This window comes from Achromobacter sp. ESBL13 (assembly GCF_036668755.1).
Lineage (GTDB): Bacteria > Pseudomonadota > Gammaproteobacteria > Burkholderiales > Burkholderiaceae_B > Achromobacter.
The window spans coordinates 1,486,372-1,508,205 of the sequence record NZ_JAZEVT010000001.1; the positions used below are offsets into that span (position 1 = coordinate 1,486,372).

18 protein-coding genes are annotated in these 21,834 nt (G+C 65.8%); 13 read left to right on the forward strand and 5 right to left on the reverse strand.

The window, feature by feature from the left end:
• Positions 1-3: 3 nt before the first annotated feature.
• Positions 4-1,662, reverse strand: a complete 1,659-nt coding sequence (locus V6F88_RS06600) for a GMC family oxidoreductase (RefSeq protein WP_332608530.1) — start codon at positions 1,660-1,662, stop codon at positions 4-6.
• A gap of 187 nt (positions 1,663-1,849) precedes the next feature.
• Between V6F88_RS06600 and V6F88_RS06605 the strand changes: the two genes are divergently transcribed.
• Positions 1,850-2,737, forward strand: coding sequence for a LysR family transcriptional regulator (locus V6F88_RS06605; protein WP_332608531.1), 888 nt, complete (start codon positions 1,850-1,852; stop codon positions 2,735-2,737).
• Positions 2,738-2,838: 101 nt separating this feature from the next.
• Here V6F88_RS06605 and V6F88_RS06610 read toward each other — a convergent pair whose 3' ends face one another.
• Positions 2,839-4,002, reverse strand: coding sequence for an NAD(P)/FAD-dependent oxidoreductase (locus V6F88_RS06610; RefSeq protein ID WP_332608532.1), 1,164 nt, complete (start codon positions 4,000-4,002; stop codon positions 2,839-2,841).
• Between the two features lie 163 nt (positions 4,003-4,165).
• On the opposite strand from V6F88_RS06610, the gene V6F88_RS06615 reads away from it, so the two are divergent.
• From V6F88_RS06615 to V6F88_RS06655, 9 genes are all read left to right on the forward strand, one after another.
• Positions 4,166-4,801: a helix-turn-helix domain-containing protein gene (locus tag V6F88_RS06615; protein ID WP_332608533.1), complete on the forward strand. Its 636-nt coding sequence runs from the start codon at positions 4,166-4,168 to the stop codon at positions 4,799-4,801.
• Between the two features lie 52 nt (positions 4,802-4,853).
• A complete protein-coding gene (locus V6F88_RS06620; protein WP_332608534.1) occupies positions 4,854-5,936 on the forward strand; it encodes a flavodoxin family protein in 1,083 nt (360 codons plus the stop codon).
• A 24-nt stretch (positions 5,937-5,960) separates the two neighbouring features.
• Positions 5,961-6,644: a photosystem II biosynthesis protein gene (locus V6F88_RS06625; protein WP_442880185.1), complete on the forward strand. Its 684-nt coding sequence runs from the start codon at positions 5,961-5,963 to the stop codon at positions 6,642-6,644.
• A gap of 416 nt (positions 6,645-7,060) precedes the next feature.
• The gene (gene nirB / locus V6F88_RS06630) at positions 7,061-9,643 is read left to right on the forward strand and encodes a nitrite reductase large subunit NirB (RefSeq protein ID WP_332608535.1); all 2,583 of its coding nucleotides are present in this window, start codon (positions 7,061-7,063) and stop codon (positions 9,641-9,643) included.
• On the forward strand, positions 9,643-10,005 hold the full coding sequence (gene nirD / locus V6F88_RS06635; protein WP_332608536.1) for a nitrite reductase small subunit NirD: 363 nt from the start codon (positions 9,643-9,645) through the stop codon (positions 10,003-10,005). Before nirB ends, nirD begins: the two co-directional genes overlap by 1 nt.
• Before the next feature lie 47 nt (positions 10,006-10,052).
• Positions 10,053-10,865, forward strand: a complete 813-nt coding sequence (locus V6F88_RS06640; protein ID WP_332608537.1) for a formate/nitrite transporter family protein — start codon at positions 10,053-10,055, stop codon at positions 10,863-10,865.
• Positions 10,866-10,889: 24 nt separating this feature from the next.
• Positions 10,890-12,653, forward strand: coding sequence for a protein kinase domain-containing protein (locus V6F88_RS06645; protein WP_332608538.1), 1,764 nt, complete (start codon positions 10,890-10,892; stop codon positions 12,651-12,653).
• A 24-nt stretch (positions 12,654-12,677) separates the two neighbouring features.
• The gene (cobA, locus tag V6F88_RS06650; RefSeq protein WP_332608539.1) at positions 12,678-13,451 is read left to right on the forward strand and encodes a uroporphyrinogen-III C-methyltransferase; all 774 of its coding nucleotides are present in this window, start codon (positions 12,678-12,680) and stop codon (positions 13,449-13,451) included.
• Between the two features lie 16 nt (positions 13,452-13,467).
• A complete protein-coding gene (locus V6F88_RS06655) occupies positions 13,468-14,745 on the forward strand; it encodes a nitrate- and nitrite sensing domain-containing protein (RefSeq protein ID WP_332608540.1) in 1,278 nt (425 codons plus the stop codon).
• 90 nt (positions 14,746-14,835) lie between these two features.
• On the opposite strand, the gene V6F88_RS06660 is transcribed toward V6F88_RS06655, so the two are convergent.
• From V6F88_RS06660 to V6F88_RS06670, 3 genes are all read right to left on the reverse strand, one after another.
• A complete protein-coding gene (locus tag V6F88_RS06660; protein WP_332608541.1) occupies positions 14,836-16,386 on the reverse strand; it encodes an MFS transporter in 1,551 nt (516 codons plus the stop codon).
• Positions 16,387-16,504: 118 nt separating this feature from the next.
• Positions 16,505-16,966, reverse strand: a complete 462-nt coding sequence (locus V6F88_RS06665) for a MarR family winged helix-turn-helix transcriptional regulator (RefSeq protein WP_332608542.1) — start codon at positions 16,964-16,966, stop codon at positions 16,505-16,507.
• A 101-nt stretch (positions 16,967-17,067) separates the two neighbouring features.
• Positions 17,068-18,129 carry a LacI family DNA-binding transcriptional regulator gene (locus tag V6F88_RS06670; protein WP_332608543.1) on the reverse strand — a complete coding sequence of 354 codons (1,062 nt, stop codon included), beginning with the start codon at positions 18,127-18,129 and terminating at the stop codon, positions 17,068-17,070.
• A 112-nt stretch (positions 18,130-18,241) separates the two neighbouring features.
• Here V6F88_RS06670 and V6F88_RS06675 point away from each other — a divergent pair, with 112 nt between their 5' ends.
• The 3 genes from V6F88_RS06675 to V6F88_RS06685 all read left to right on the forward strand — a co-directional run bounded on the left by V6F88_RS06675 (position 18,242) and on the right by V6F88_RS06685 (position 21,763).
• Positions 18,242-19,261 carry a TRAP transporter substrate-binding protein gene (locus tag V6F88_RS06675; protein WP_332608544.1) on the forward strand — a complete coding sequence of 340 codons (1,020 nt, stop codon included), beginning with the start codon at positions 18,242-18,244 and terminating at the stop codon, positions 19,259-19,261.
• Between the two features lie 9 nt (positions 19,262-19,270).
• A complete protein-coding gene (locus V6F88_RS06680; protein ID WP_332608545.1) occupies positions 19,271-21,151 on the forward strand; it encodes a TRAP transporter large permease in 1,881 nt (626 codons plus the stop codon).
• Positions 21,152-21,223: 72 nt separating this feature from the next.
• Positions 21,224-21,763: a VOC family protein gene (locus tag V6F88_RS06685; protein ID WP_332608546.1), complete on the forward strand. Its 540-nt coding sequence runs from the start codon at positions 21,224-21,226 to the stop codon at positions 21,761-21,763.
• Positions 21,764-21,834 lie beyond the last annotated feature (71 nt).

Sequence of the window (21,834 nt, forward strand, 5' to 3'; positions counted from 1 at the left end):
CACCTAGCGCCACATGTCGGCGTCCTCGCGGATCATGTCGGCGGCGCGCTCCGCGATCATGATGGTGGGCGAATTGGTGTTGCCCGAGGTGATCAGCGGCATCACCGATGCATCGGCAATGCGCAACCCCTCCAGGCCGAACACGCGCAGGCGCGCATCCACCACCGCGCCGCTGTCCGCGTTCTTGCCCATTGCGCACGTGCCCACCGGGTGAAAGATCGTGGTGCCGATCTTGCCGGCCGCCTCGCGCAGTTGCGCGTCCGTTTGGTAGTCCGGCCCCGGCAGCCATTCTTCGGGTCGATAGCGCTGCAATGCCGGCGCGGCGGCAATGCGGCGGACCAATCGGATGGAATCGGCCGCCACCTGGACGTCGGCCTCGGTGCTGAGGTAGTTGGCGGCAATGACAGGCGCCGCCGCCCCCGGCGTGCCCGCCGCGCCCTGCGCGTGCACGCTGCCGCGCGAGGTCGGCCGCAGGTTGCAAACACTGGCCGTGAAGGCGTCGAAGGCGTGCAGCGGTTCGCCAAATGCGCCCAGCGACAAGGGTTGCACATGAAATTCCACGTTGGCGCGCGCCTGGCCCGGGTCTGACTTGGCGAACGCGCCCAGCTGCGACGGTGCCATGCTCATCGGCCCGCTACGGCGCAGCAGGTATTCCAGGCCGATACCCGCCTTGCCCAGCCACGAGCCGGCGATGCGGTTCAGCGTCTTCACGCCATTCACCTTCAGAATGACGCGCAATTGCAGATGGTCTTGCAGGTTTTCGCCCACGCCCGGCAAGGCATGGCGCAGCGCGATGCCGCTTTCGCGCAGGCGCGCGGGTTCGCCGATGCCGGACAGTTCAAGCAGATGCGGCGTGTTGACCGCGCCGGCCGCCATCACCACCTCGCGCCGCGCGCGCACGGTAATAAGGCGCGGCTCGCCCTTGCCCTGCCCTTTGCCCTGCCCCTGGCTTTGGACGCGCACCTGCACGCCCACGCAGCGCTTGCCTTCAAACACCAGCTGCTCGGCCTGCGCCCCCGTCATCACATGCAGATTGGGCCGCTTTCGAATCGGGCGCAAAAACGCCTTGGCCGTATTCCAGCGCCAGCCGCTGCGCTGGTTCACTTCAAAATAGCCGCTGCCAAAGTTGTCGCCCCGGTTGAAGTCCTGCACGCGCGGGATGCCTTCCTGTTCAGCCGCGTGGGCGAAGGCTTCCAGGATGTCCCACCGCAAGCGCTGCGCCTCGACCCGCCATTCGCCCCCCGCGCCGTGAAATTCATTGGCGCCCCGGTGGTGGTCTTCGCTGCGCTTGAACACCGGCAACACCTGGTCCCAGCCCCAGGCCGGGTCGCCCGACAGCGCGGCCCAGTCCTCGTAATCTTCACGCTGGCCGCGCATGTAGATCATGCCGTTGATGGACGAGCACCCGCCCAACACCCGGCCGCGCGGGTAGATCAGGGACCGGCCGCCCAGGCCCGGCTCTTTTACCGTGCGGTACATCCAGTCGGTGCGCGGGTTGCCGATGCAATACAGATAGCCCACCGGGATATGGATCCAGTGATAGTTGTCGCGGCCACCGGCTTCCAGCAGCAGCACGCGGGTGCCGGGGTCCTGGCTGAGCCGGTTGGCCAGCACGCAGCCGGCCGAGCCCGCGCCCACGATGACGATGTCGTATGTCTCCATAAGCTCTTCTTATCTGCTTGGCGGGGTTTGCGCCTGCCGCCACATTGAGCCGACCCGGCTTCGGCGTTGCCACGCACGCCGGGCATCTGGCGAGACTCTGGCGCAGCCGCCCGCCGCTGTCCAATGAAATGTTGAAATTCGGTTTATAAGCAACTTTAATAATGCTCATCCCATTTCGGACGGCGCCATGGACCTCAAGCATCTACGCACCTTTGCCGCCGTGGCGCGCGAAGGCAATCTGACCCGCGCGGCCGAACACCTGCACCTGACGCAACCGGCGCTAAGCCTGCAACTGAAGAACTTTCAGGAATCGCTGGACCTGACGCTGTTTGCGCGCAGCGCCCAGGGGCTGGCGCCCAATGCCGACGGGCGCGCGCTGCTGCCCGCGGCGCAGCGCGTGCTGGACGCCATGGAAGACTTCCAGCGCGCCATCGGCGCCCTGCGCGATACCGTGCAAGGCGAACTGCGCATGGGCACGATTCTGGACCCGGAGTTCCTGCGGCTGGGGGCCACGCTGCAATACCTGATGGAGCACTATCCAAAAATCCGCCCCACGCTGCGCCACGGCATGTCCGGGTCGGTCGGCCGCCAAGTGCGCGCGGGCGAATTGGATGTGGGGTTTTTTCTGGGGCCGGCCGGGGCCACGGGCGGCCCACCGCTGCTGGACGTGTTGCCGCTGGCCACCTTCACCTACTACGTGGTGGCGCCCAAGGGATGGGGCGCGCAGGTGGCGGGGCGTGGATGGCAGGACATTGCCGCGCTGCCGTGGATCTGGACGCCGCCCGATTCCGTTCACCATCGCCTGCTGGCCGCCAGGTTCGATGCGCTGGGCGTTACGCCGAACGCCGTCGCGCAGGTGGATCAGGAAGCGTCGATGCTGGACTTGGTGCGCTCGGGCGTGGGGCTGTCGCTGGTGCGCGATTCCATCGCGCTGCGCGAATCCCAGGCGAACGGGCTGCTGTTGCTGTCCGGCCTGGCGATCCAGGCGGAACTGTCATTCATCACGCAAGCCACCCGCCGCGCCGATCCGCTGGTGGCGGCGGCTTTCACGGCAGTCAGGGCCGCGTTCGGGTAGTCGGTCGCAAAGCGGCCGCCCAGCCGCAACGCCGGCCGCAACGCCGGCCGCAACTCCCGGCCGCGCCCCGGCCACAACTCCCGGCCGCACCCCCGGCCGCGCTAGCGCAGCCTGCCCGGCGCCATCAACGACGGCGCAACGCCTTCGTCCACCAGCCACGTGGGCAGCGGCTGGCGGGCGAGCAACGCCGCCGCCATCGCCGACACGCCCGCCGCCGATTGGATGCCGTAACCGCCTTGCGCCGCCAGCCAGAAAAACCCGGGCCGGTTCACGTCATAGCCCACCACCATGTCGCCGTCCGGCACGAACGAACGCAGCCCGGCCCACACATGGGACGGCCGCCGGATCGTCAGCGTGGTGGCCGATTCGATGTGATAGATGCCGGTGGCCACGTCCAGTTCTTCGGCGACCACATCGTGCGGGGCGACCGGGTCCGCGTTGGCGGGCGACCCCAGCAACTGCCCCGCGTCCGGCTTGAAGTAGAAACTTTCGTCGATGCCCACCACGGCAGGCCACGCGCTGCAATCCACGCCCTCAGGTGGCGCAAAAATGAAGGCGCTGCGCCGGCATGGCTGCAAGCCCACAGGCGCCACGCCGCAGCGCCTGGCCAGGTCATCGGCCCACGCGCCCGCCGCATTGACGACCACGCCTGCCTCCAACGTAGAGCCGTCCGTCAGGTGCAACGTCCACACACCGTCATCCGACCGCTGGCCGGATTCCACCTCGGCATTGCAATGCAGTACCGCGCCCTGCCGCCGCGCCCCTGCCAGAAAGCCCTGGTGCAGCGCATGCACATCCAGGTCGCGCGCGTCGGCTTCGAACAGGGCGCCGCCCGCCACCGCTTCGGGGCGGATACACGGCACGCGCGCCATGGCGGCTGCGGCATCCAGCAACTGCACGTTGCCCGCCTGTGCCGTGGCTGCCTCATAGCCCTGCATCAGCGTGTCGCGCTGCTCGGCATCGGCGATGTACAGGCAGCCGCGTTCTTGCAGCAAAGCATGTTCGGTGAAGCCCGCCGGAGGGTTCTCGTAAAACGCACGGCTGGCGCGCGTCAGTGCCTGGATCTGCGCCGTGCCGTAGGTTTCCATGAACATCGCGGCCGAGCGGCCGGTGGAGTGGTAGCCGGGCTGCGGCTCGCGCTCCAGCAGGATGACCCGCGTCTGCCCCGGTTTTTCGGCGGTCAGCCGATACGCCAACGATGCGCCGGCAATGCCCGCGCCTACAATCACCACGTCAAATTGCCGGGCCTTCGATGCGTGTTCCACTTGCAGTCCCCACGTACGAGTCAATGTACGAGTCAATGTACGAATCAATGTACGAATCAGATATTTCTCAGATTTGAGAATTCTCGGATATGACAAAATATCCGTCAACGAAAAAAACCGGCCAGCCTCGCGCTTGGCCCTGACGCCTAGGGAAAGCACCGACATGCCCCTCATCCCCCCGCCCGCCTCCGCGCCCCCTGCCGCCTCGCCCGCCAGCAATATCCTGGCCGATCGCACCAGCCTGGGCGTCCGGCTGAGGGGCTTGCGCCGGGCGCGTTCGATGACGTTGAAGGAACTATCGGCCTTGACCGGCGTGGCCTTGTCCACCCTGTCGAAGATGGAACTGGGGCAGGTGTCGATCAGCTACGCCAAGTTCGCCGCCGTGGCGCGCGCGCTGGAAGTCGATATCGCCCAGTTGTTCGGGCCCGTCACCCCTGCCGAAGAAGGCCGCCCCGCGCCTTCCGCCCTGCGCTGCACCCTGGCCGAATCGCCCGGTTACATGACCGGCGCCTACGACTACAAACTGCTGGCCGGCCAGTATCCCCAGCGCAGCATGACGCCCATGTACGGCCGCATCCTCGCGCGCGACGCGTCGGAATTCGATGACTACATGCGCCATGCCGGCCAGGAATTCCTGGTGGTGCTGGAAGGCGAAATCGAAATTCGCTTTGAAAATGGGGAATCGCTGGTGTTGGCCAAGCACGACACGGCCTATTTCGACAGCGGCGTGGGGCACGTCTATTTAACGCGCAGCGCCCGGCCGGCCGAGATCATGGTGGTGATGACGCCCGGCCTCTGACAGGCACGCGGCTTGCTGCTCGCCATGCGTCACTGTACGCAGGCAGAGTTTCATGACCGCACCCAAGCCCGATGTGCGCACCGGTCAATACACCGGCCGCCTTTCGCGCGACACCTTTCGGCTGCGCTTCATGCGCCGCTTCTATGACCCCGCCTTCCAGCCCGAGCAAGCGGCGCTGGACCGGCTGGAAGCCATTGCGTGGGACGCCTATCAGAGCGGCCGCAAGGCGCCCATCACGGTTAAAGCCGGCGCGGCTTATGCCGACCCCGACTACGACCTGTCGGTGGAATGGAAAGACGCCCGCGACCGCCTCGCGCAAGCCGCACAAAAGCAGCGCCGCCCGGACACGCCGTCGCGCGTGCTGGTGGTGGTGGGCGCATCGCGCAATGACGGCACCTGTCCGGGCGAGGTGTCCAAAACGTGGCGTCTGGCGCAGATCGTCTGCGCCGAGCTGAAGGCCGCCCACGTCCAGGCCGACCTGCTGGACCTGAGCCGGCTGACGTCCGAATACCAATATCAGATCCACCCGTGCAAAGGCTGCGTGTCTACCGCCATGCCGCTGTGTCACTGGCCGTGCAGCTGCTATCCCAACCATTCGCTGGGCCAGGACAACGACGCCATGAACGACATCTACGAACAGTGGGTGGCGGCGCACGGCGTGATTCTGTTGGCGCCCACGTACTGGTATCAGTCCCCCAGCCCGCTCAAGCTGATGATCGACCGGCTGGTGTGCGCCGACGGCGGCAACCCCGATCCCACCACGACGTCCGGCAAGGACGCGGCCAAGGCCAAGGCCATTGAACTGGCCGGCTGGCCTTATCCAAAACACCTGGCGGGCCGGGCTTATGGCCTGGTGGTCCACGGCGACGTGGCGGGCATCGAAGGCCAGCGCCGCGCCTTGAGCGATTGGCTGGACTGGATGGGCCTGGTCGATGCGGGCTCGATGGCCCGGCTGGACCGGTACATCGGCTATTACGAGCCCTACGCCACCAGCCACGCCGACCTGGACAAGGACACGGCGGTGCAGGAAGAAGTGCGCAACGTTGCGCGGGCCATGGCGCATTGCCTGCCGCGGCTGCGCGCCGGTGAATTGACCCCGCCCGATACGGGGCTGCACGACCCGCGGCCGAAGTAGGCGCCCGCGGTAAATGTTTCGTAGATGAATTCAGAGGATGAGGACTCGCAGGTGATGCTCATGCAGAACGATGTGCAAACGAAGAAGACGGGACGACAACAAAGCGATAAGCAAAGCGATAAGCAAAGCGACAAGCAAAGCGATAAGCAAAGCGATAAGCAAAGCGATAAGCAAAGCGACAAGCCGGGAAAGCAGCCCCAACCCGTGCCGAAGTCGAGCGCCTTCTCGAAATTCTTCGATCATTTTGCCGCGCGCGTCACGCATTGGGCGGGCTCGCCCATGGCGTTCGGGATGGCGTTGTGCGCCGTGATCGTCTGGGCGGTTACCGGCCCGGTCTTCGGCTATTCCGAAACCTGGCAGCTGGTCATCAACACCGGCACCACCATCGTTACGTTCCTGATGGTGTTCCTGATCCAGCAAAGCCAGAACAAGGACGGCCGCGCGCTGCACCTGAAGCTGGACGAACTGCTGATTGCCTTGAAGGGCGCGGACGAACAACTGGTGGACGCCGAACAATTGGACGAAGACAAGCTGCTGGCATTGGCGGCGGCGTGCACGGCACGCGCGCGCGCCAAGGCACGCAGCGACCGCCCCAAGGGAACCAAGTCGCGCCGGTCGAAGTCCGTCAGGGGCGCGAAGACCACCGTGCGTGGCAGCCTGCGCGTACGGCGCGGCGCATTGCGCGCCGGTAAAGACGCCGGCCACTGACCGTCACTGGCCGCGACCGACGCCGCTGATAGTCACCGATGGCCACTGACGACCACTGCCCCCCCTGCTGGCCGGGCAGCACCGCTGCCCAAGCATGCTGCGCCGCGCCAAAGCAGTGCGCGGTGCACAACAGCTTGCACCGCTTTGACGCACCGCGCGGCCCGGCGCGACGAAGCGCGTATCGCCCGACCCGCCCGTGCGCCCGCGCTTCCACGCCCTTTTCCCCTATGACACAACGCGCAATCACGCCGCGCGCGGCCATTCTTTTCCATCCTGGCATGGTCTTTGCTTAAGTGTCCATGCAGGCCCCAAAAGGCCCGCGACACAATTTAAGCAGTACCGGCAAAGGCGCCCCGACCGACAGGTCCAGGGCGCTTTTTGTCTTTTGAAACCCAAACCACAAGCCTGGGGAAATCATGAAAGCAACGGCCACTCCCGCATCCTTGCAGACCTTGGTTGTCATCGGCAACGGCATGGTGGGCCACCATTGCGTCGAACAGTTGATTGCGCGCGGCGCGCTGGAGCGCTATCGCATCCACGTCTATGGCGAGGAAACGCGCCGCGCCTACGACCGCGTGCATCTGTCCGAATACCTGAATGGGCGCGACGCCGAATCCATGTCGATGAGCGAGGCCGCCTTTTATGAGCGCGACGGGCTGACGCTGCACCTGGGCGAACCGGTGCTGGACATCGACCGCCACGCGCGCGAAGTGGTCACGGCCAATGGGCGGGTCGGCTACGACAAGCTGGTATTGGCCACGGGCTCTTATCCGTTCGTGCCGCCCATTGCCGGCGCCGAGGGCGCGTCGCGCCTGGTGTATCGCAGCATCGACGACCTGGACCTGATCCGCGCGGCCGCCCAAGGGGCGCGTCGCGGCGTGGTGGTGGGCGGCGGCCTGCTGGGGTTGGAGGCGGCCAACGCCTTGAAGTCGCTGAACCTGGAAGCGCACGTGGTGGAGTTCGCGCCGCGGCTGATGCCGGTGCAGCTGGACGAGGAAGGCGGCGCGGCGCTCAAGGCGCGCATTGAAGCGCTGGGCGTGGGCGTGCACCTGTCGCGCGCCACGCAAGACATCAAGCCCGGCACGCAGTATCGGTATCGCATGCGCTTTGCTGAAGGCGCGCCGCTGGAAACCGACCTGATTGTGTTTTCGGCCGGCATCCGCCCGCAGGTGTCGCTGGCGCGCCGCGCCGGCCTGGCGCTGGCCGAACGCGGCGGCGTGGCCATAGACGACCATTGCCGCAGCAGCGATGAAAACATCTACGCCATCGGCGAATGCGCCGCCTGGAACGGCAGCGTGTTCGGGCTGGTGGCGCCGGGTTACCAGATGGCGCGCATCGCCGCCGCCGAGTTGTGCGGCGCGCCGGAACAGCCCTTCACCGGCGCCGACATGTCCACCAAGCTCAAGCTGCTGGGCGTGGACGTCGGTTCCATCGGCGATGCCCATGGCGCCACGCCCGGCGCACGCAGCTACCGCTACATCGACGAAGCCGGCGCCAGCTATCGCCGGCTGGTGGTTTCAGCCGACGGCAAGCGCGTGTTGGGCGCGGTGCTGGTGGGCGACAACCGCTACTACGACACGCTGCTGCAATACGCGCAGAACGGCATCGCGCCGCCCCCCGACCCGGCCAGCCTGATCCTGCCCGCCAGCAGCGCCGTGCCGGCCCTGGGCGTGGATGCGCTGCCCGCCACCGCCACGATCTGCTCCTGTCACAACGTCAGCAAGGGTGCCGTCAGCGCCGCCATCGACGGCGGCTGCACCGACCTGGCCGGCGTCAAAAGCTGCACCAAGGCGGCCTCGGGCTGCGGCGGTTGCGCCGCGCTGCTCAAGCAAGTGGTGGAACACGAACTGGCCGGTCGAGGCGTCACCGTCGACAAGAGCCTGTGCGAACACTTTGCCTATACCCGCCAGGAGCTCTACGCCATCGTGCGGGTCGGCGGCATCGAAACGTTTGAAGAACTGTTGGCCAGCCACGGCAAGGGGCACGTCGGTTGCGACATCTGCAAGCCCGCCGTGGGGTCGATTCTGGCGTCGTGCTGGAACCGCCCCATCCAGGAACCGCGCCTGGTGCCGCTGCAAGACACCAACGATACCTTCATGGCCAACATGCAGAAGAACGGCACCTATTCGGTGGTGCCGCGCATACCGGCCGGCGAGATCACGCCCGACGGCCTGATCGCCATCGGCGCCGTCGCCAAGAAATACAAGCTGTACACCAAGATCACGGGCGGCCAGCGTATCGACCTGTTCGGCGCGCAGCTGCACGAGCTGCCGGACATCTGGAGCGAACTGATCGCCGCCGGCTTCGAAACCGGCCACGCCTACGGCAAGTCCACCCGCACGGTGAAGTCCTGCGTGGGCAGCACGTGGTGCCGTTACGGCGTGCAGGACAGCGTGCGCATGGCGCTGGACATCGAACACCGCTACAAGGGCCTGCGTTCGCCGCACAAGCTGAAGTTCGCCGTGTCGGGCTGCACCCGCGAATGCGCCGAGGCGCAAAGCAAGGACATCGGCGTCATCGCCACGGAAAACGGCTGGAACCTGTACGTGTGCGGCAACGGCGGCATGCGTCCGCGCCACGCCGAACTGTTCGCCACCGACCTGGACGACGCCACGCTGATCCGCATGATCGACCGCGTGCTGATGTTCTACATCCGTACCGCCGACAAGCTGCAACGCACGTCCGTCTGGCGCGAGTCGCTGGAAGGTGGGCTGGACTATCTGAAGGACGTGGTGCTGAACGACAGCCTGGGCCTGGGCGCCGAGCTGGAAGCGCAGATGCAGCTGGTGGTGGACCGCTACGAATGCGAATGGGCCGACACCGTCAGCAGCCCCGAAAAACTCAAGCGCTTCCGCACCTTCGTCAATGAGCGCGGCGGCGACCCCGACATTCAATTCGTTCAAGAACGCGGCCAACCCCGCCCCGCGCCGGCCGCCTCGGCGTCCTTGCCCACACGCCCGGCGGCGCGCGTCATCCCCATCGCCGAGGAGATCGTCTGATGAACGCCCTAGCCCCCGCCCCCGCCCCCCAAGCACCGGCCTGGCGCGCGGTCTGCACCCGCGATGACCTGGTTGCCGACTCCGGCGTGGTCGTCTTGCTGGACGGCCGGCAGATTGCCTTGTTCTACCTGCCCGATGCCGACGGCCCGGATTTATACGCCATTGAAAACCGCGATCCCAAGTCGGGCGCGAACGTCATCGGGCGCGGGCTGGTCGCGCATCTGGGCGGCAGCCTGGTTGTGGCCTCGCCGCTCTACAAGCAGCACTTCCGGCTGATTGACGGCAGCTGCGTGCAATACCCCGAACAGCAATTGCGCACCTGGCAGGCCCGGTTCAACGGCGACACCGTTGAAATCGCCTGACGCCGCCCCCGCTTCTTTTTTCATGTCATCAACGCAATAGGTAAATCATGTCCTACCTGGTCCCTTCCGAATTCGTCACCAAGATGGTGGACGCCGGCGAATCGAAAATCTACATGGCGACGCGCGACGTCCTGATCCGCGCCTTCATGGCGGGCGCCATCCTGGCCATTGCCGCCGTGTTCGCGGTGACCGTCACGGTGCAGACCGGTTCCCCCATTCTGGGCGCGGCGCTGTTTCCCGTGGGCTTCTGCATCCTGTACCTGATGGGCTTTGACCTGTTGACCGGCGTGTTTGTGCTGACGCCGCTGGCACTGTTCGACAAGCGCCCTGGCGTGACCGCGAAGGCCATCCTCAAGCACTGGGGCGTTGTCTTTGTCGGCAATTTCCTGGGCGCGCTGACGGTGGCTGTGTTGATGTCGATTGTGTTTACCTACGGCTTTTCCGTGCCGCCCAACAAGGTCGGCGAAGTCATTGCGCACATCGGCGAAAACCGCACGCTGGGCTACAAGGAATACGGCGCCGGCGGCATGTTGACGATCTTCATCCGGGGCGTGCTGTGCAACTGGATGGTGTCGCTGGGCGTGGTCGGCGCCATGATTTCGACGTCGGTCAGCGGCAAGGTCATCGCCATGTGGATGCCCGTGATGCTGTTCTTTGCGATGGGCTTCGAACACTCCATCGTCAACATGTTCCTGTTCCCGTCGGCGATGATCATGGGCGGCAATTTTTCCATCATGGACTACATGATCTGGAACGAAATCCCCGTGGTGCTGGGCAACTTGATCGGCGGCCTGTCGCTGACCGGCCTGACGCTGTACACCACGCACATGAAGACCGCGCCCAAGCGCCGCTTCAACTGATTGCGCCGCGGGACGCCCACCGTAATGGACCGCCGCGAACCCGGCCCAAGCACCGCCGCTACGTTGCAGGTGGCGGTGGGCCAGCACACCGAGCCGGGCGTCAAACCCGTCAACCAGGATTTTCACGGCCTGTGCGTGCCGGGCGAGCCCTTGCTGCACACCAAGGGCGTCGCCATTGCGCTGGCCGACGGCATCAGCAGCAGCCAGGTCAGCCACATCGCCAGCGAAACGGCGGTGGCGAGCTTTCTGGAAGACTATTACTGCACGCCGGAAACCTGGTCGGTGAAAAAGTCGGCGCACAAGGTATTAAGCGCGGCCAACAGCTGGCTGCACGGGCAAACGCGCCAACGCCATCACGCCGACCAGCCGCGCGACGCGGATCGCGGCTATGTCTGCACCATGACGGTAATGGTGCTGAAAGCCACCACCGCGCACATCCTGCACATTGGCGACGCGCGCATCTACCGTTTGCGCGCGGGCGTGATGGAGCAGCTGACCGACGACCATCGCGTGTGGATATCGCAAGACAAAAGCTATCTGGGCCGCGCGCTGGGCCTGGCGCCGCACTTGGAAGTGGACTACCACACGCAGCCGCTGGAAGCCGGCGACGTCTTTCTGCTGGCCACCGACGGCGTCTACGAACATATCAATGCGGACGACGTGGCCCAGGCCATCGCGGCGCACCCCGACGCATTGGACGCGGCGGCGCGCCGCCTGGCGCAACGGGCGCTGGAACGCGGCAGCACCGACAACCTGACCGCGCAGATCGTCCGCATCGACGCCCTGCCCCCACGCCGCGCCTTTGCACTGGCGAGATACAGCCTGAACCTGCCCTGCCCGCCGCTGCTGGCGGCCGGCATGGAATTCGAGGGCTTTCGCATCCAGGACGAGCTGCACGCCAGCCACCGCAGCCACGTCTATCTGGCACACGACATCGACAGCGGCGACGCGGTGGTTATCAAGGTTCCGTCGCTGGACTTGCGGCATGACCCGGCGTATCTGGAACGCCTGCTGACCGAGGAATGGATTGCCCGCCGCATTGACAGCCGCCACGTCGTGCGCGCCTGGGCCATGCCGCGCGAGCGCCGCACGCTGTATACGGTCAGCGAATACCTGCCCGGGCGCACGCTGACGCGCTGGATGGCCGAAAACCCGCGCCCCACGCTGGCGCAGGCGGTGACGCTGATTGAACAGGTTGCCCGTGGCCTGCAATCGTTTCATCGGCTGGACATCGTGCACCAGGACCTGCGGCCCGACAACGTGCTGATCGGTGACGACGGCGTGGCGCGCATCATCGACCTGGGCTCGACCCAGGCGGCGGGGCTGTGGGATGCCGCCGCGCAGGGCGAAGACCCGCCCGCCATGCTGGGCACCGCCCAATACGCCGCGCCTGAGTACTTTTTGGGCGAGGCGGGCACGCCGCGATCCGACCTGTATTCCCTGGCCGCCATGCTCTACCAGATGCTGTCCGGCCGGCTGCCCTATGGCGCCGACGTGGCGCGCGCGCGCAGCCGCGCCGCACAGATGCGGCTGACGTATGTATCGGTGCTGGACCGTGACCGCGAACTGCCCGCCTGGATCGACGGCGTGCTAAGCCGGGCGCTGCACCCCGACCCCGCGCTGCGTACGTCCGAGCTATCGGAATTCACGCATGCGCTGCGCCATCCCCCCGATGCCGCGCGCCGGGGCGAACGGCTGCCGCTGCTGGAACGCAACCCTTTGGCGTTCTGGAAAGGCCTGTGCCTGGTCCAGTTCGTCGTCGTTATTTTTCTTTTGCTTGATCGCTGAATCCTGCATCCCCTGGAGCCCATCATGAATCCTTCCGTCTGGCTGATCGGCGCCGGCCCCGGCGACCCCGAACTGCTTACGATCAAAGCCGTGCGGGCGTTGGGGCAAGCCGACGTCGTCCTGGTCGATGACCTGGTCAACCCGCAAGTGCTGGACTACTGCCCGCAGGCGCGGCTGGTCTATGTGGGCAAGCGCGGCGGCTGCCGTTCGACCCCGCAGGAATTCATCCAGCGCCTGATGCTGCGCTATGCCCGCCAAGGGCTGCGCGTAGCGCGGCTAAAGGGCGGAGACCCTTGCATTTTCGGTCGCGGCGGCGAAGAAGCCCAATGGCTTAGCGACCATGGCGTGGCCTGTGAAATCGTCAACGGCATCACGGCCGGGCTGGCCGCCGCCACCGCTTGCGGCATCCCAGTGACCCAACGCGGCATGGCCCAGGGCGTTACACTGATCACCGCCCATTCCCAGGACGGCGCCACGCCTGACTGGACGGGGCTGGCGCAAAGCGGCACGACGCTGGTGGTCTATATGGGGGTAGCCAAATTGCACGACATGAGCAGCCAGTTGCTGGCAGCCGGCATGGCGCCCGACACGCCCGTGGCGATGATCGAACGCGCGTCGTTGTCGGATCAACGTGAATGCCGCTCGACACTGTCCAGCATGACGTCCGACGCCACGGCCTTTGAGCTGCGCAGCCCCGCCGTGCTGGTCATCGGCCACGTCGCGGCATGCCACGTGCTTGATGTGGTTGATACCCCCCTGCCGCAAGCCGCCGAACCGCCGATGCGCCGCTGCGCCTGATCACCCCCTTGCCCTTATGGTTGAACGCCACATCCCACCCCCGCTGCGTTTCCTGCTTGCCGCGCGTCGCAGTGAACTGCACGGCCTGGAAAGCCTGGCCATCACGTGCGAGCTGGCGGTGCACGTCAGCGCGCTGGTGCACGCGCTGCAAAAAGAACGCGGCTATTCCAACCTGACGCTGTGTAGCGCAAAGAACGGCGTGCCGCGGGACGGCAAGGCCCGGACGCTGACCGGGCTGGTGCAGGAGGCCGCCCGCGTCGAAACGGACGTGCGCCGTTTTCTAGACGGGCCGGCCGCCACCGCGCCCCACGCCGGCGACAAGGCGCGCCTGCTTAACTGCATCGCCTTCGCGCTGTTTCGGCTGGACGAATTGCCGGCGCTGCGCCGCCAGGTGCGCGACGTGTCGCTACCCGCCGACGACGCCGACGCCCGCTACACGCAGATCATCAGCAGCCTGCTGGCCGTGGTGTTCGAAGCCGCGGACTCGGCGCTGGACCCGGGCGTGACGCGGCTTTTGGTGGCGCTGCTTAACTTCATGCAGGGCAAGGAACTTAGCGGCCAGGAACGGGCCGCCGGGGTCATCGGCTTTACCAACGGTTTCTTCACCGACCCGCAGAAGGCCCGCATGCTGGGACTGGCCGCGCACCAGGCGCGCAGCTTCGACATCTACGCGCAATATGCCGAAGCGGCGGCGCTGCAACGCTGGGAAAGCATCCAGCAGCAGGGCCAGCCGGTCGAGCGCCTGCGCGACATGGCGCAGCGCACGTCCGCCGACCAGCGCGTGGATGGCACGCTGGCCGAGCTGTGGTTTGAACTGTGCACCGCGCGCATCGATGCCATGCGCGACGTAGAAAGCCTGTTGGCGCAGGCGCTGGCGCGGCAATGCGAACGCCGCATCGTTGAAACCCGCCAGGAACTGGACGACCGACAACTGCTGCTGTCGCGCTACGCCGACCACGCCAGCGGTCGCGCCCCCAGCATGGTGTTCAGCGTGCAAAGCCGGCCGCTGGACACGCCGCCCGCCGATGGCGTGGGCAGCGTGCTGGAGCGATCCATTCTTGAAATGATGCGCGAGCAGACGCTGCACATGCAGCGCACTGACGACGCCTTGAACTCCGTGCGCGGCGCGCTGGAAGAAAGAAAGCGCATCGACCGCGCCAAGCGTCTGCTGATCAACCAATACGGCCTGACCGAGCAGGCCGCCCATGAACGCCTGCAACGCGCAGCCATGGACGGCGGCCTGTCCCTGGCCGATGTCGCGCGGCAGGTGATCGGGCAGCTGGGGTCGAACTGACGGCCGGGTCGGAACGGCTGTGCTGCCGAAACAGGCGCGCTACCGGAACGGCCGCGTTATCGGAACACCCGCGTTATCGGAACAGCCGCGTTATCGGAACACCCGCTGCGTCCAGCTGATCAGCACGCCGGCTACCGCCAACACGGCCAGGGCCCGGAAGTGATCCAGATTAGCCAGCAGCGTCGATTGCTGATCCACCAATTGCGCGATGCGCGCCAGCGCCATACGCTGCGCCTGCGCCGGATCTGCCACCGCGCCGTACACGCTGCTTAACGCCGTCTTGGCCGCTTCGAAATTGGCGTTACCGGCCGCCACGCTCGCTTCCAGGACGTTGTAGTGCTTCGAGGTCAACCACTGTTGCCCGACGGTGGCCGCCATGATGCCCAGCGCCTGCCCCACTTGCGCCAGCATGTTCTTGACCTGCTGCGCATGCGCGAACACCGCTGGGTCGTGCGTCAGCCCGGTGAACGTGTTCATGGCGGTGGCGGGCATCAAGATCATGATGAAGACGCCATAGCAAGCCAGCGCCGGCAGCACATCGGCCCAGGGATCAGCCGTTGGCGTCAGCCGCGACATCAGCACACTGAACGCCGCCAGCGCGACAAAACCGGCCACGAAGAATTTGCGCGGCGACGGCCAACGCGGCAGCAGTTGCGCCATGACCGCAAAGGTCAGCACGCCCGCCCCCAGGCCCATCGCGAAGAACATGCCCGTGTTGGCCCACGACAGGCCCAGCGCGCGTTGCAGCATCTGCGGCACCAGGTAGCCGTTGGCGCCCAACATCAGATAACAGAACATGAAGAGCGCCAGGCCGCACAGAAAGCGTACCTCTTTCATGCCGCCCAACTTGAGCAGCGGCGCGCCGTTGCGCGTCTCGGCGCGGACGAAATACGCCAGTGCCAGCAGGCCGCCCAGGGCGAACAGCACCAGCCGATGGCGGTCGCTGAAAAAGTCGTAGTAGGACCGCTGCAACGCATGCAGCAGCAGAAAGCCGCCCACGCCCAACGCCGCAATCGGCACCAAGCGCGCCTGCCCCGCCACCGTGGCGCCGGCCTGTTTGCCCGGCATGGCGCGCGCCACCGGCCACATCGCCAGCAGCGACAGGCCGGCCACCAGCCAGAACATCAGCGGCCAGCCATCATGGTCCACCGCCGCCGATGCCAGCAACGGCCCCAGCGCCGTGCCGGTGCACAGGCCCGTGGCCAGGGCCTTGATGCCATGAAAGCGCGCGGGCCCCGGCGGGATCAGGTTTACCGTCAAACGGGACGACGTCAGCATGGCCGCGCACCCGGTCGCCATCAGCACACGGCCCAGCAGAAAGCCGGCCTCGCCCCGAGACATCGCGCACACCGCGGCCCCCGCCGCCGCCGCGCCCAGCGACGCCAGCAAATACCGGCGCAAGCCCAGGTGATGCACCAGCCAGCCTTGCAACGCAATCATCACCACGGCAACGCAGGCGTAGATGACGGCAACGGACGTGTATTCCTCGGGGCTGGCGCCGATTTCCCCCATGATGGGCGTGGCGGCAAACGTGACCATGCCGTTTTGCAGAAAGTCGATGAACGTCAGCGCGCCGATGGTGGCCAGCAAGGCAGGAGGAATTCGGGGGCTGGATGGCGCGTCGCTGGAAAAGGCATGCATGGCTGTGGTTTATTCTTATGCCCAGGCTGTATATGCCTAGGCAGATAAATGGATAAAAAAATGAAAAGGGAAAAAGGGCCTACGGGTCGCGGCGTACGGGTCGCTGCGTACGGGCTACCTACGCCTCGTCCGCCTGCGCATTCATCAACACGCGCGACAACAGCTTGTGCAGCGTCTCGGCATCCGCTTCCGAAAAGCCGGCCAACAGGCGCCGCATGGCGACTTCCGTAGCGGCCAGCGCCTGCGGCAATGCGGCTTGCCCCTGTTCGGTCAATTCGATCAGGTAGCTGCGCCGGTCGGATTCGTTTTCGACGCGGCGGATAAAGCCCTTGGCCACAATCCGATCCAGCAGCCGCGTCATCGCGCCCGAGTCATACGCCAGCACCCGGCAGAAATCGCTAAGCGTGCGGCCCCACCCTTTGGCCAGGCAGTTCAGCACCACGTACTGCGGGGTCGTCAGGTCAAAGGGCGCCAGCTCGCGCTCCAGCGCATCGTGAATGCTGCCGCGCACGGACGTGATCATGAATCCGAGTTCACCGGTGTAGAAGCGGTCCAGCACGGCGGGTTTAGCGGTGGCCATGGTTGTCTCGGGGCGGGGGTGGGGATGGCGATGGCGATTACCGATAGCGGATTTTATCTGCCTAGGCAGTTAAATAGCAAGCCTGTTGAAGCAAACTTTTCTCATGGCAGGTTTTCCCGAAAAATCACCTGGCTGCGCGCCAGTTCCACGCCGTTCATCGGGCTGCGCTTGTCGCGCAGATTGCCGAAGATGCGCACGCAGCTCATCAGCGCTTCCATCGGGCTTTGCGTAATGACCGCGTCCATGGTCCCGTCGATCAACAGCGAGCGCGTGTCCGGCGTCAGCCCGTGGCCGATGAACACCACCCGATGCTGCAAGCCGGCCTCTTTCAACGCGCGCGCCACGCCGTCCGACGCGCCCCCGATGTTGTAGATGCCCGCCAGGTTGGGATATTGCTCAAGCAACTGCCGCGTCTGCTCGTAGTTGCGCTGCGCATCGTCATAGCCTTCGCGCAGATCCACCACCTGCATCGCCTGGAACTGTTCGGCATACAGCTGCAAGAAGCCGCTTTCGCGTTCCTCGTGCGCGCGGTAATGGCGCGAGCCCGCAATCAGCGCCACGTGCGCCGCGCGCGGGCCGACAAAGCGCGCAATCAGGTAACCCGCCGTGCGCCCGGCGGCGCGATTGTCCAGCCCCACGTAAGCCGTGCGCGCGCTGTTGGCCAGGTCCGAAATCAGCGTCACCGTGGGCACGCCCTGCTGCGCCAGCGTGTTGACGGCTTCGCGCACCACGGGATGTTCCAGCGCCATGAAGGCAATGCCGTCGGCGCGCTTGCCGTGCTTGGCCAGCGCCTGGGCCAGCGCGTCGGGGTTGAAGCTTTCAACGTATTCGATCTGGCACTTGGCGTTCAGCGGGCCGAAGTGTTCATGCGCATAGCTGACGGTGTCGCCCAGCATGCGCAAGTACCGGTTGCTGCCGCGCGGCAGCAGGAATACCAGCCGCATGGGCTCGGCGGGCAAGGCGGCGGCCAAATCCTGTTCGGGCAGATAGTCCAGTTCCATGGCGGCCTTCAACACCTTCTGGGCGGTGTTGGCGCGCACGCCGGGCCGGCGATTCAGCACACGATCGGCGGTGGCGGTGGACACGCCGGCCCGTGCGGCCACATCGGCCAAACGGGCTAGCTTGCGGTCGGGCGACATTCTATTCACATCAAAAACCATCATGAATAAGGTTTGACGATGATAGCGTCAATTCACTATTGTCCAGTCTGCCGCATGGTTATGGCGCTTTTGTGGCACATCAAAAAACATCATAAAACCGATTTTGGAGACAACCATGAAGCTGCTGACACGCCGTAGTGTTCTGCGCCGCCTTTGCGCGGTGCCCGCCGTTGCCCTGGCCGGCGGATTCCCGCTGATCGCCCGCGCGGCCGACTACACGCTCAAGTACGGCAACAACCTGCCGGTAACGCACCCGCTGAACATCCGAGCACAAGAAGCCGCCGACCGCATCCTGAAAGAAAGCAACGGCCGCGTCGACATCAAGATTTTCCCGAACAACCAGCTGGGCGGCGATACCGACATGCTGGCGCAAGTGCGCTCGGGTGGCATCGACTTTTTCACCCCGTCGGCGCTGGTCATCGCCACGCTGGTGCCGGTGGCCGCCATCAATGCCGTGGGCTTCGCGTTCAAGGACTACAGCCAGGTCTGGGGTGCCATGGACGGCCCGCTGGGCGCGCACGTGCGCGCCGCCATCGCGCAGCGCAAGCTCTACGCGTTTGAAAAGATGTGGGACAACGGTTTCCGCCAAACCACCAGCAGCAAGGCGCCCGTCACCACGGCCGCCGACATGGACGGCTTGAAGATCCGCGTGCCGGTCAGCTCGCTGCCCATCTCGATGTTCAAGGGCCTGGGCGCCGCGCCCGCCAGCTTGCAGTTCAGCGAGGTGTATTCGTCGTTGCAGACCAAGGTGGTTGACGCGCAGGAAAACCCCCTGCCCATCATCCAGGTGGCCAAGCTTTACGAAGTGCAGAAGTATTGTTCGCTGACCAACCACATCTGGGACGGCTACTGGTTCATCGCCAACGGCCGCATGTGGGAAGGCCTGCCGCAAGACCTGAAGACCATCGTTGCGCGCGGCATCAACGAAGCCGGCCTGGCACAGCGTGAAGACATCAAGAAGCTGAACGCGTCGGTGCAGTCCGACCTGGAAGCCAAGGGCCTGAAATTCAACCAGCCGGCCCCGGACACCTTCCGCCAGGCGCTGCGCACCGCAGGCTTCTACAAGGAATGGCAGGGCCGCTTCGGCAACGAAGCCTGGTCGCTGCTGGAACAAAGCGTCGGCAAGCTGGCCTGAGGTCGCGCCATGTCTTCCTTGTCCGCCCCCCACGCCGCCACCCCGATGCTGCCGGCCAACCCCTTGCGGCGCGCCGCCAACGCGCTGGACAGCGTGCTGGGCGGCGTGGTCGAGCACGTTGCGGCCGCCATCGTGCTGGTCGAGATCTGCGTGCTGTTCGCGGGTGTCGTCGCGCGCTACGCCTTCCACAGCCCCTTGGTCTGGTCCGACGAACTGGCTTCCATCCTGTTCCTGTGGCTGTCGATGCTGGGCGCCGTGGTTGCGCTGCGGCGCGGCGAACACATGCGCATGACGGCGCTGGTCAACAACGTCAGCCCGGCCCGGCGCGCGCAGCTGGAGACGGCGGCGCTGGCCGCGTCGCTAGCCTTCCTGGTGCTGATCCTGTCGCCCGCGATCGAATACGCGCACGAAGAACACTTCATCATCACGCCCGCGCTGGAACTGTCCAACGCCTGGCGCGCCGCCGCCATTCCCGTGGGCATGGCGCTGATGGGCGTGGTGGCCTTGCTGCGCCTGTTGCGCACGCAGCCGCTGCGCCATGTGCTCGTGGCGTTGGCCGGCGTGGCCGTGGTGGTTGCCCTGTTCTGGTTGGCGCAGCCCATGTTCAAGGGCCTGGGCAAGCTGAACCTGGTGATCTTCTTCGTGGGCATCGTCGCGGCCACCGTGTTCTCGGGCGTGCCGATTGCGTTCTCGTTCGCGCTGGCCACGTTTTCGTACCTGGCGTTGACGACCAACACGCCCATGGAAGTCATGGTGGGCCGGCTGGATGAAGGCATGTCGCACCTGATGCTGCTGGCCGTGCCGCTGTTCATCTTCCTGGGGTCGTTGATCGAGATGACCGGCATGGCGCGCGCCATGATCCAGTTCCTGGCCAGCCTGCTGGGCCATGTGCGCGGCGGCTTGTCCTACGTGCTGATCGGCGCGATGTATCTGGTGTCGGGCATCTCGGGCTCGAAGATCGCCGACATGGCGGCCATCGCCCCTGTGCTGTTCCCGGAAATGCGCAAGCGCGGCGCCAAGCCGGGCGACCTGGTGGCGCTGCTGTCCGCCACGGGCGCGCAGACCGAGACCATACCGCCGTCGATTGTGCTGATCACCATCGGCTCGGTTACCGGCGTGTCGATTGCCGCGCTGTTCACGGGCGGCCTGCTGCCGGCCGTGGTGCTGGGCCTGGCGCTGTGCTCGGTGGTGTGGTGGCGTTACCGCCGCGAAGACCTGAGCCTGGTGCAACGTTTCAGCTTCAAAGAGATCGGCCGCTTTTTCGTGATCGCCCTGCCCGCCGTGGCCCTGCCGTTTGTCATCCGCGCGGCGGTGGTCGAAGGCGTGGCCACCGCCACCGAAGTGTCCACCATCGGCATCGTGTATTCCGCGCTGATCGGCATCCTGATCTACCGCCGCTTCGACTGGGCGCGCCTGCGCCCCATGCTGATCGAAACCGCCTCGCTATCCGGCGCCATCATGTTGATCGTGGGTTGCGCCACGGCCATGGCGTGGGCGTTGACGCAGTCCGGCTTCTCGGGCGATCTGGCCAAGTTGATGGCCGGCATGCCCGGCGGCAGCTACGGCTTTCTGGCCGTGTCCATCGTGGCGTTCATCATCCTGGGCAGCGTGCTGGAAGGCATACCCGCCATCGTGCTGTTCGGCCCCCTGCTGTTCCCGATCGCGGTGCAGGCCGGCGTGCACGAAGTGCATTACGCAATGGTCGTCATCTTCGCCATGGGCATCGGCCTGTTCGCGCCGCCCTTCGGCGTGGGCTATTACGGCGCTTGCGCCATCAGCCGCGTCGACCCCAACGAGGGCATCGGCCCCATCTGGGGTTACGTTGCGGCGCTGCTGATCGGCCTGATCATCGTGGCGGCCTTCCCCTGGTTCTCCATCGGCTTCCTGTGACCCGACGCGGCCCGCGCAGATCCGCGTCGGGCCGCCTCCCCCCTCTTCGTTTTCCTTTTATAAAGATCCATCATGAGTCGTTTCCTGGGCGAAATCCGCCAACTCGGTTATGTGGTGCACAACATCGAAGCCGCCATGGAGTACTGGAGCAACACGCTGGGTGTGGGCCCGTGGTACTACAACCCGCGCGTGCCGATCGTCAATTACCAGTACGACGGCGAAAGCCACCAGCCGCACAATTCCGTGGCGCTGGCCAACTCCGGCTTCGTGCAGGTTGAACTGATCCAGACGCGCAACGACGTGCCGTCGATGTACCGCGACTTCCTGCAAGCCGGCCGCACCGGCCTGCAACACGTGGCCTACTGGACCGAAAGCTACGACGCCGATCTGGAACGCCTGCTGGCCCAGGGCTTCAAGCCCAAGATGAGCGGCGAAGTCGGCGAGAAAGGCCGCTTCATCTACTTCGACACCGAATACCACCCGGGCACCGTCATCGAACTGTCGGAAGTGGCTGGCCCCAAGGGCCGATTGTTCGACTTGATCCGAGAAAGCGCCAACGGCTGGGACGGCAAGGACCCGGTCCGCCCGTTCCCGGATTTGTCGCGCCTTTGATCTGCGGACGCCTGCCGGTGCCTGCTGTCCCTTGCTGACCCAACATTGCCGCCCGCCGCCACCTTTGAATT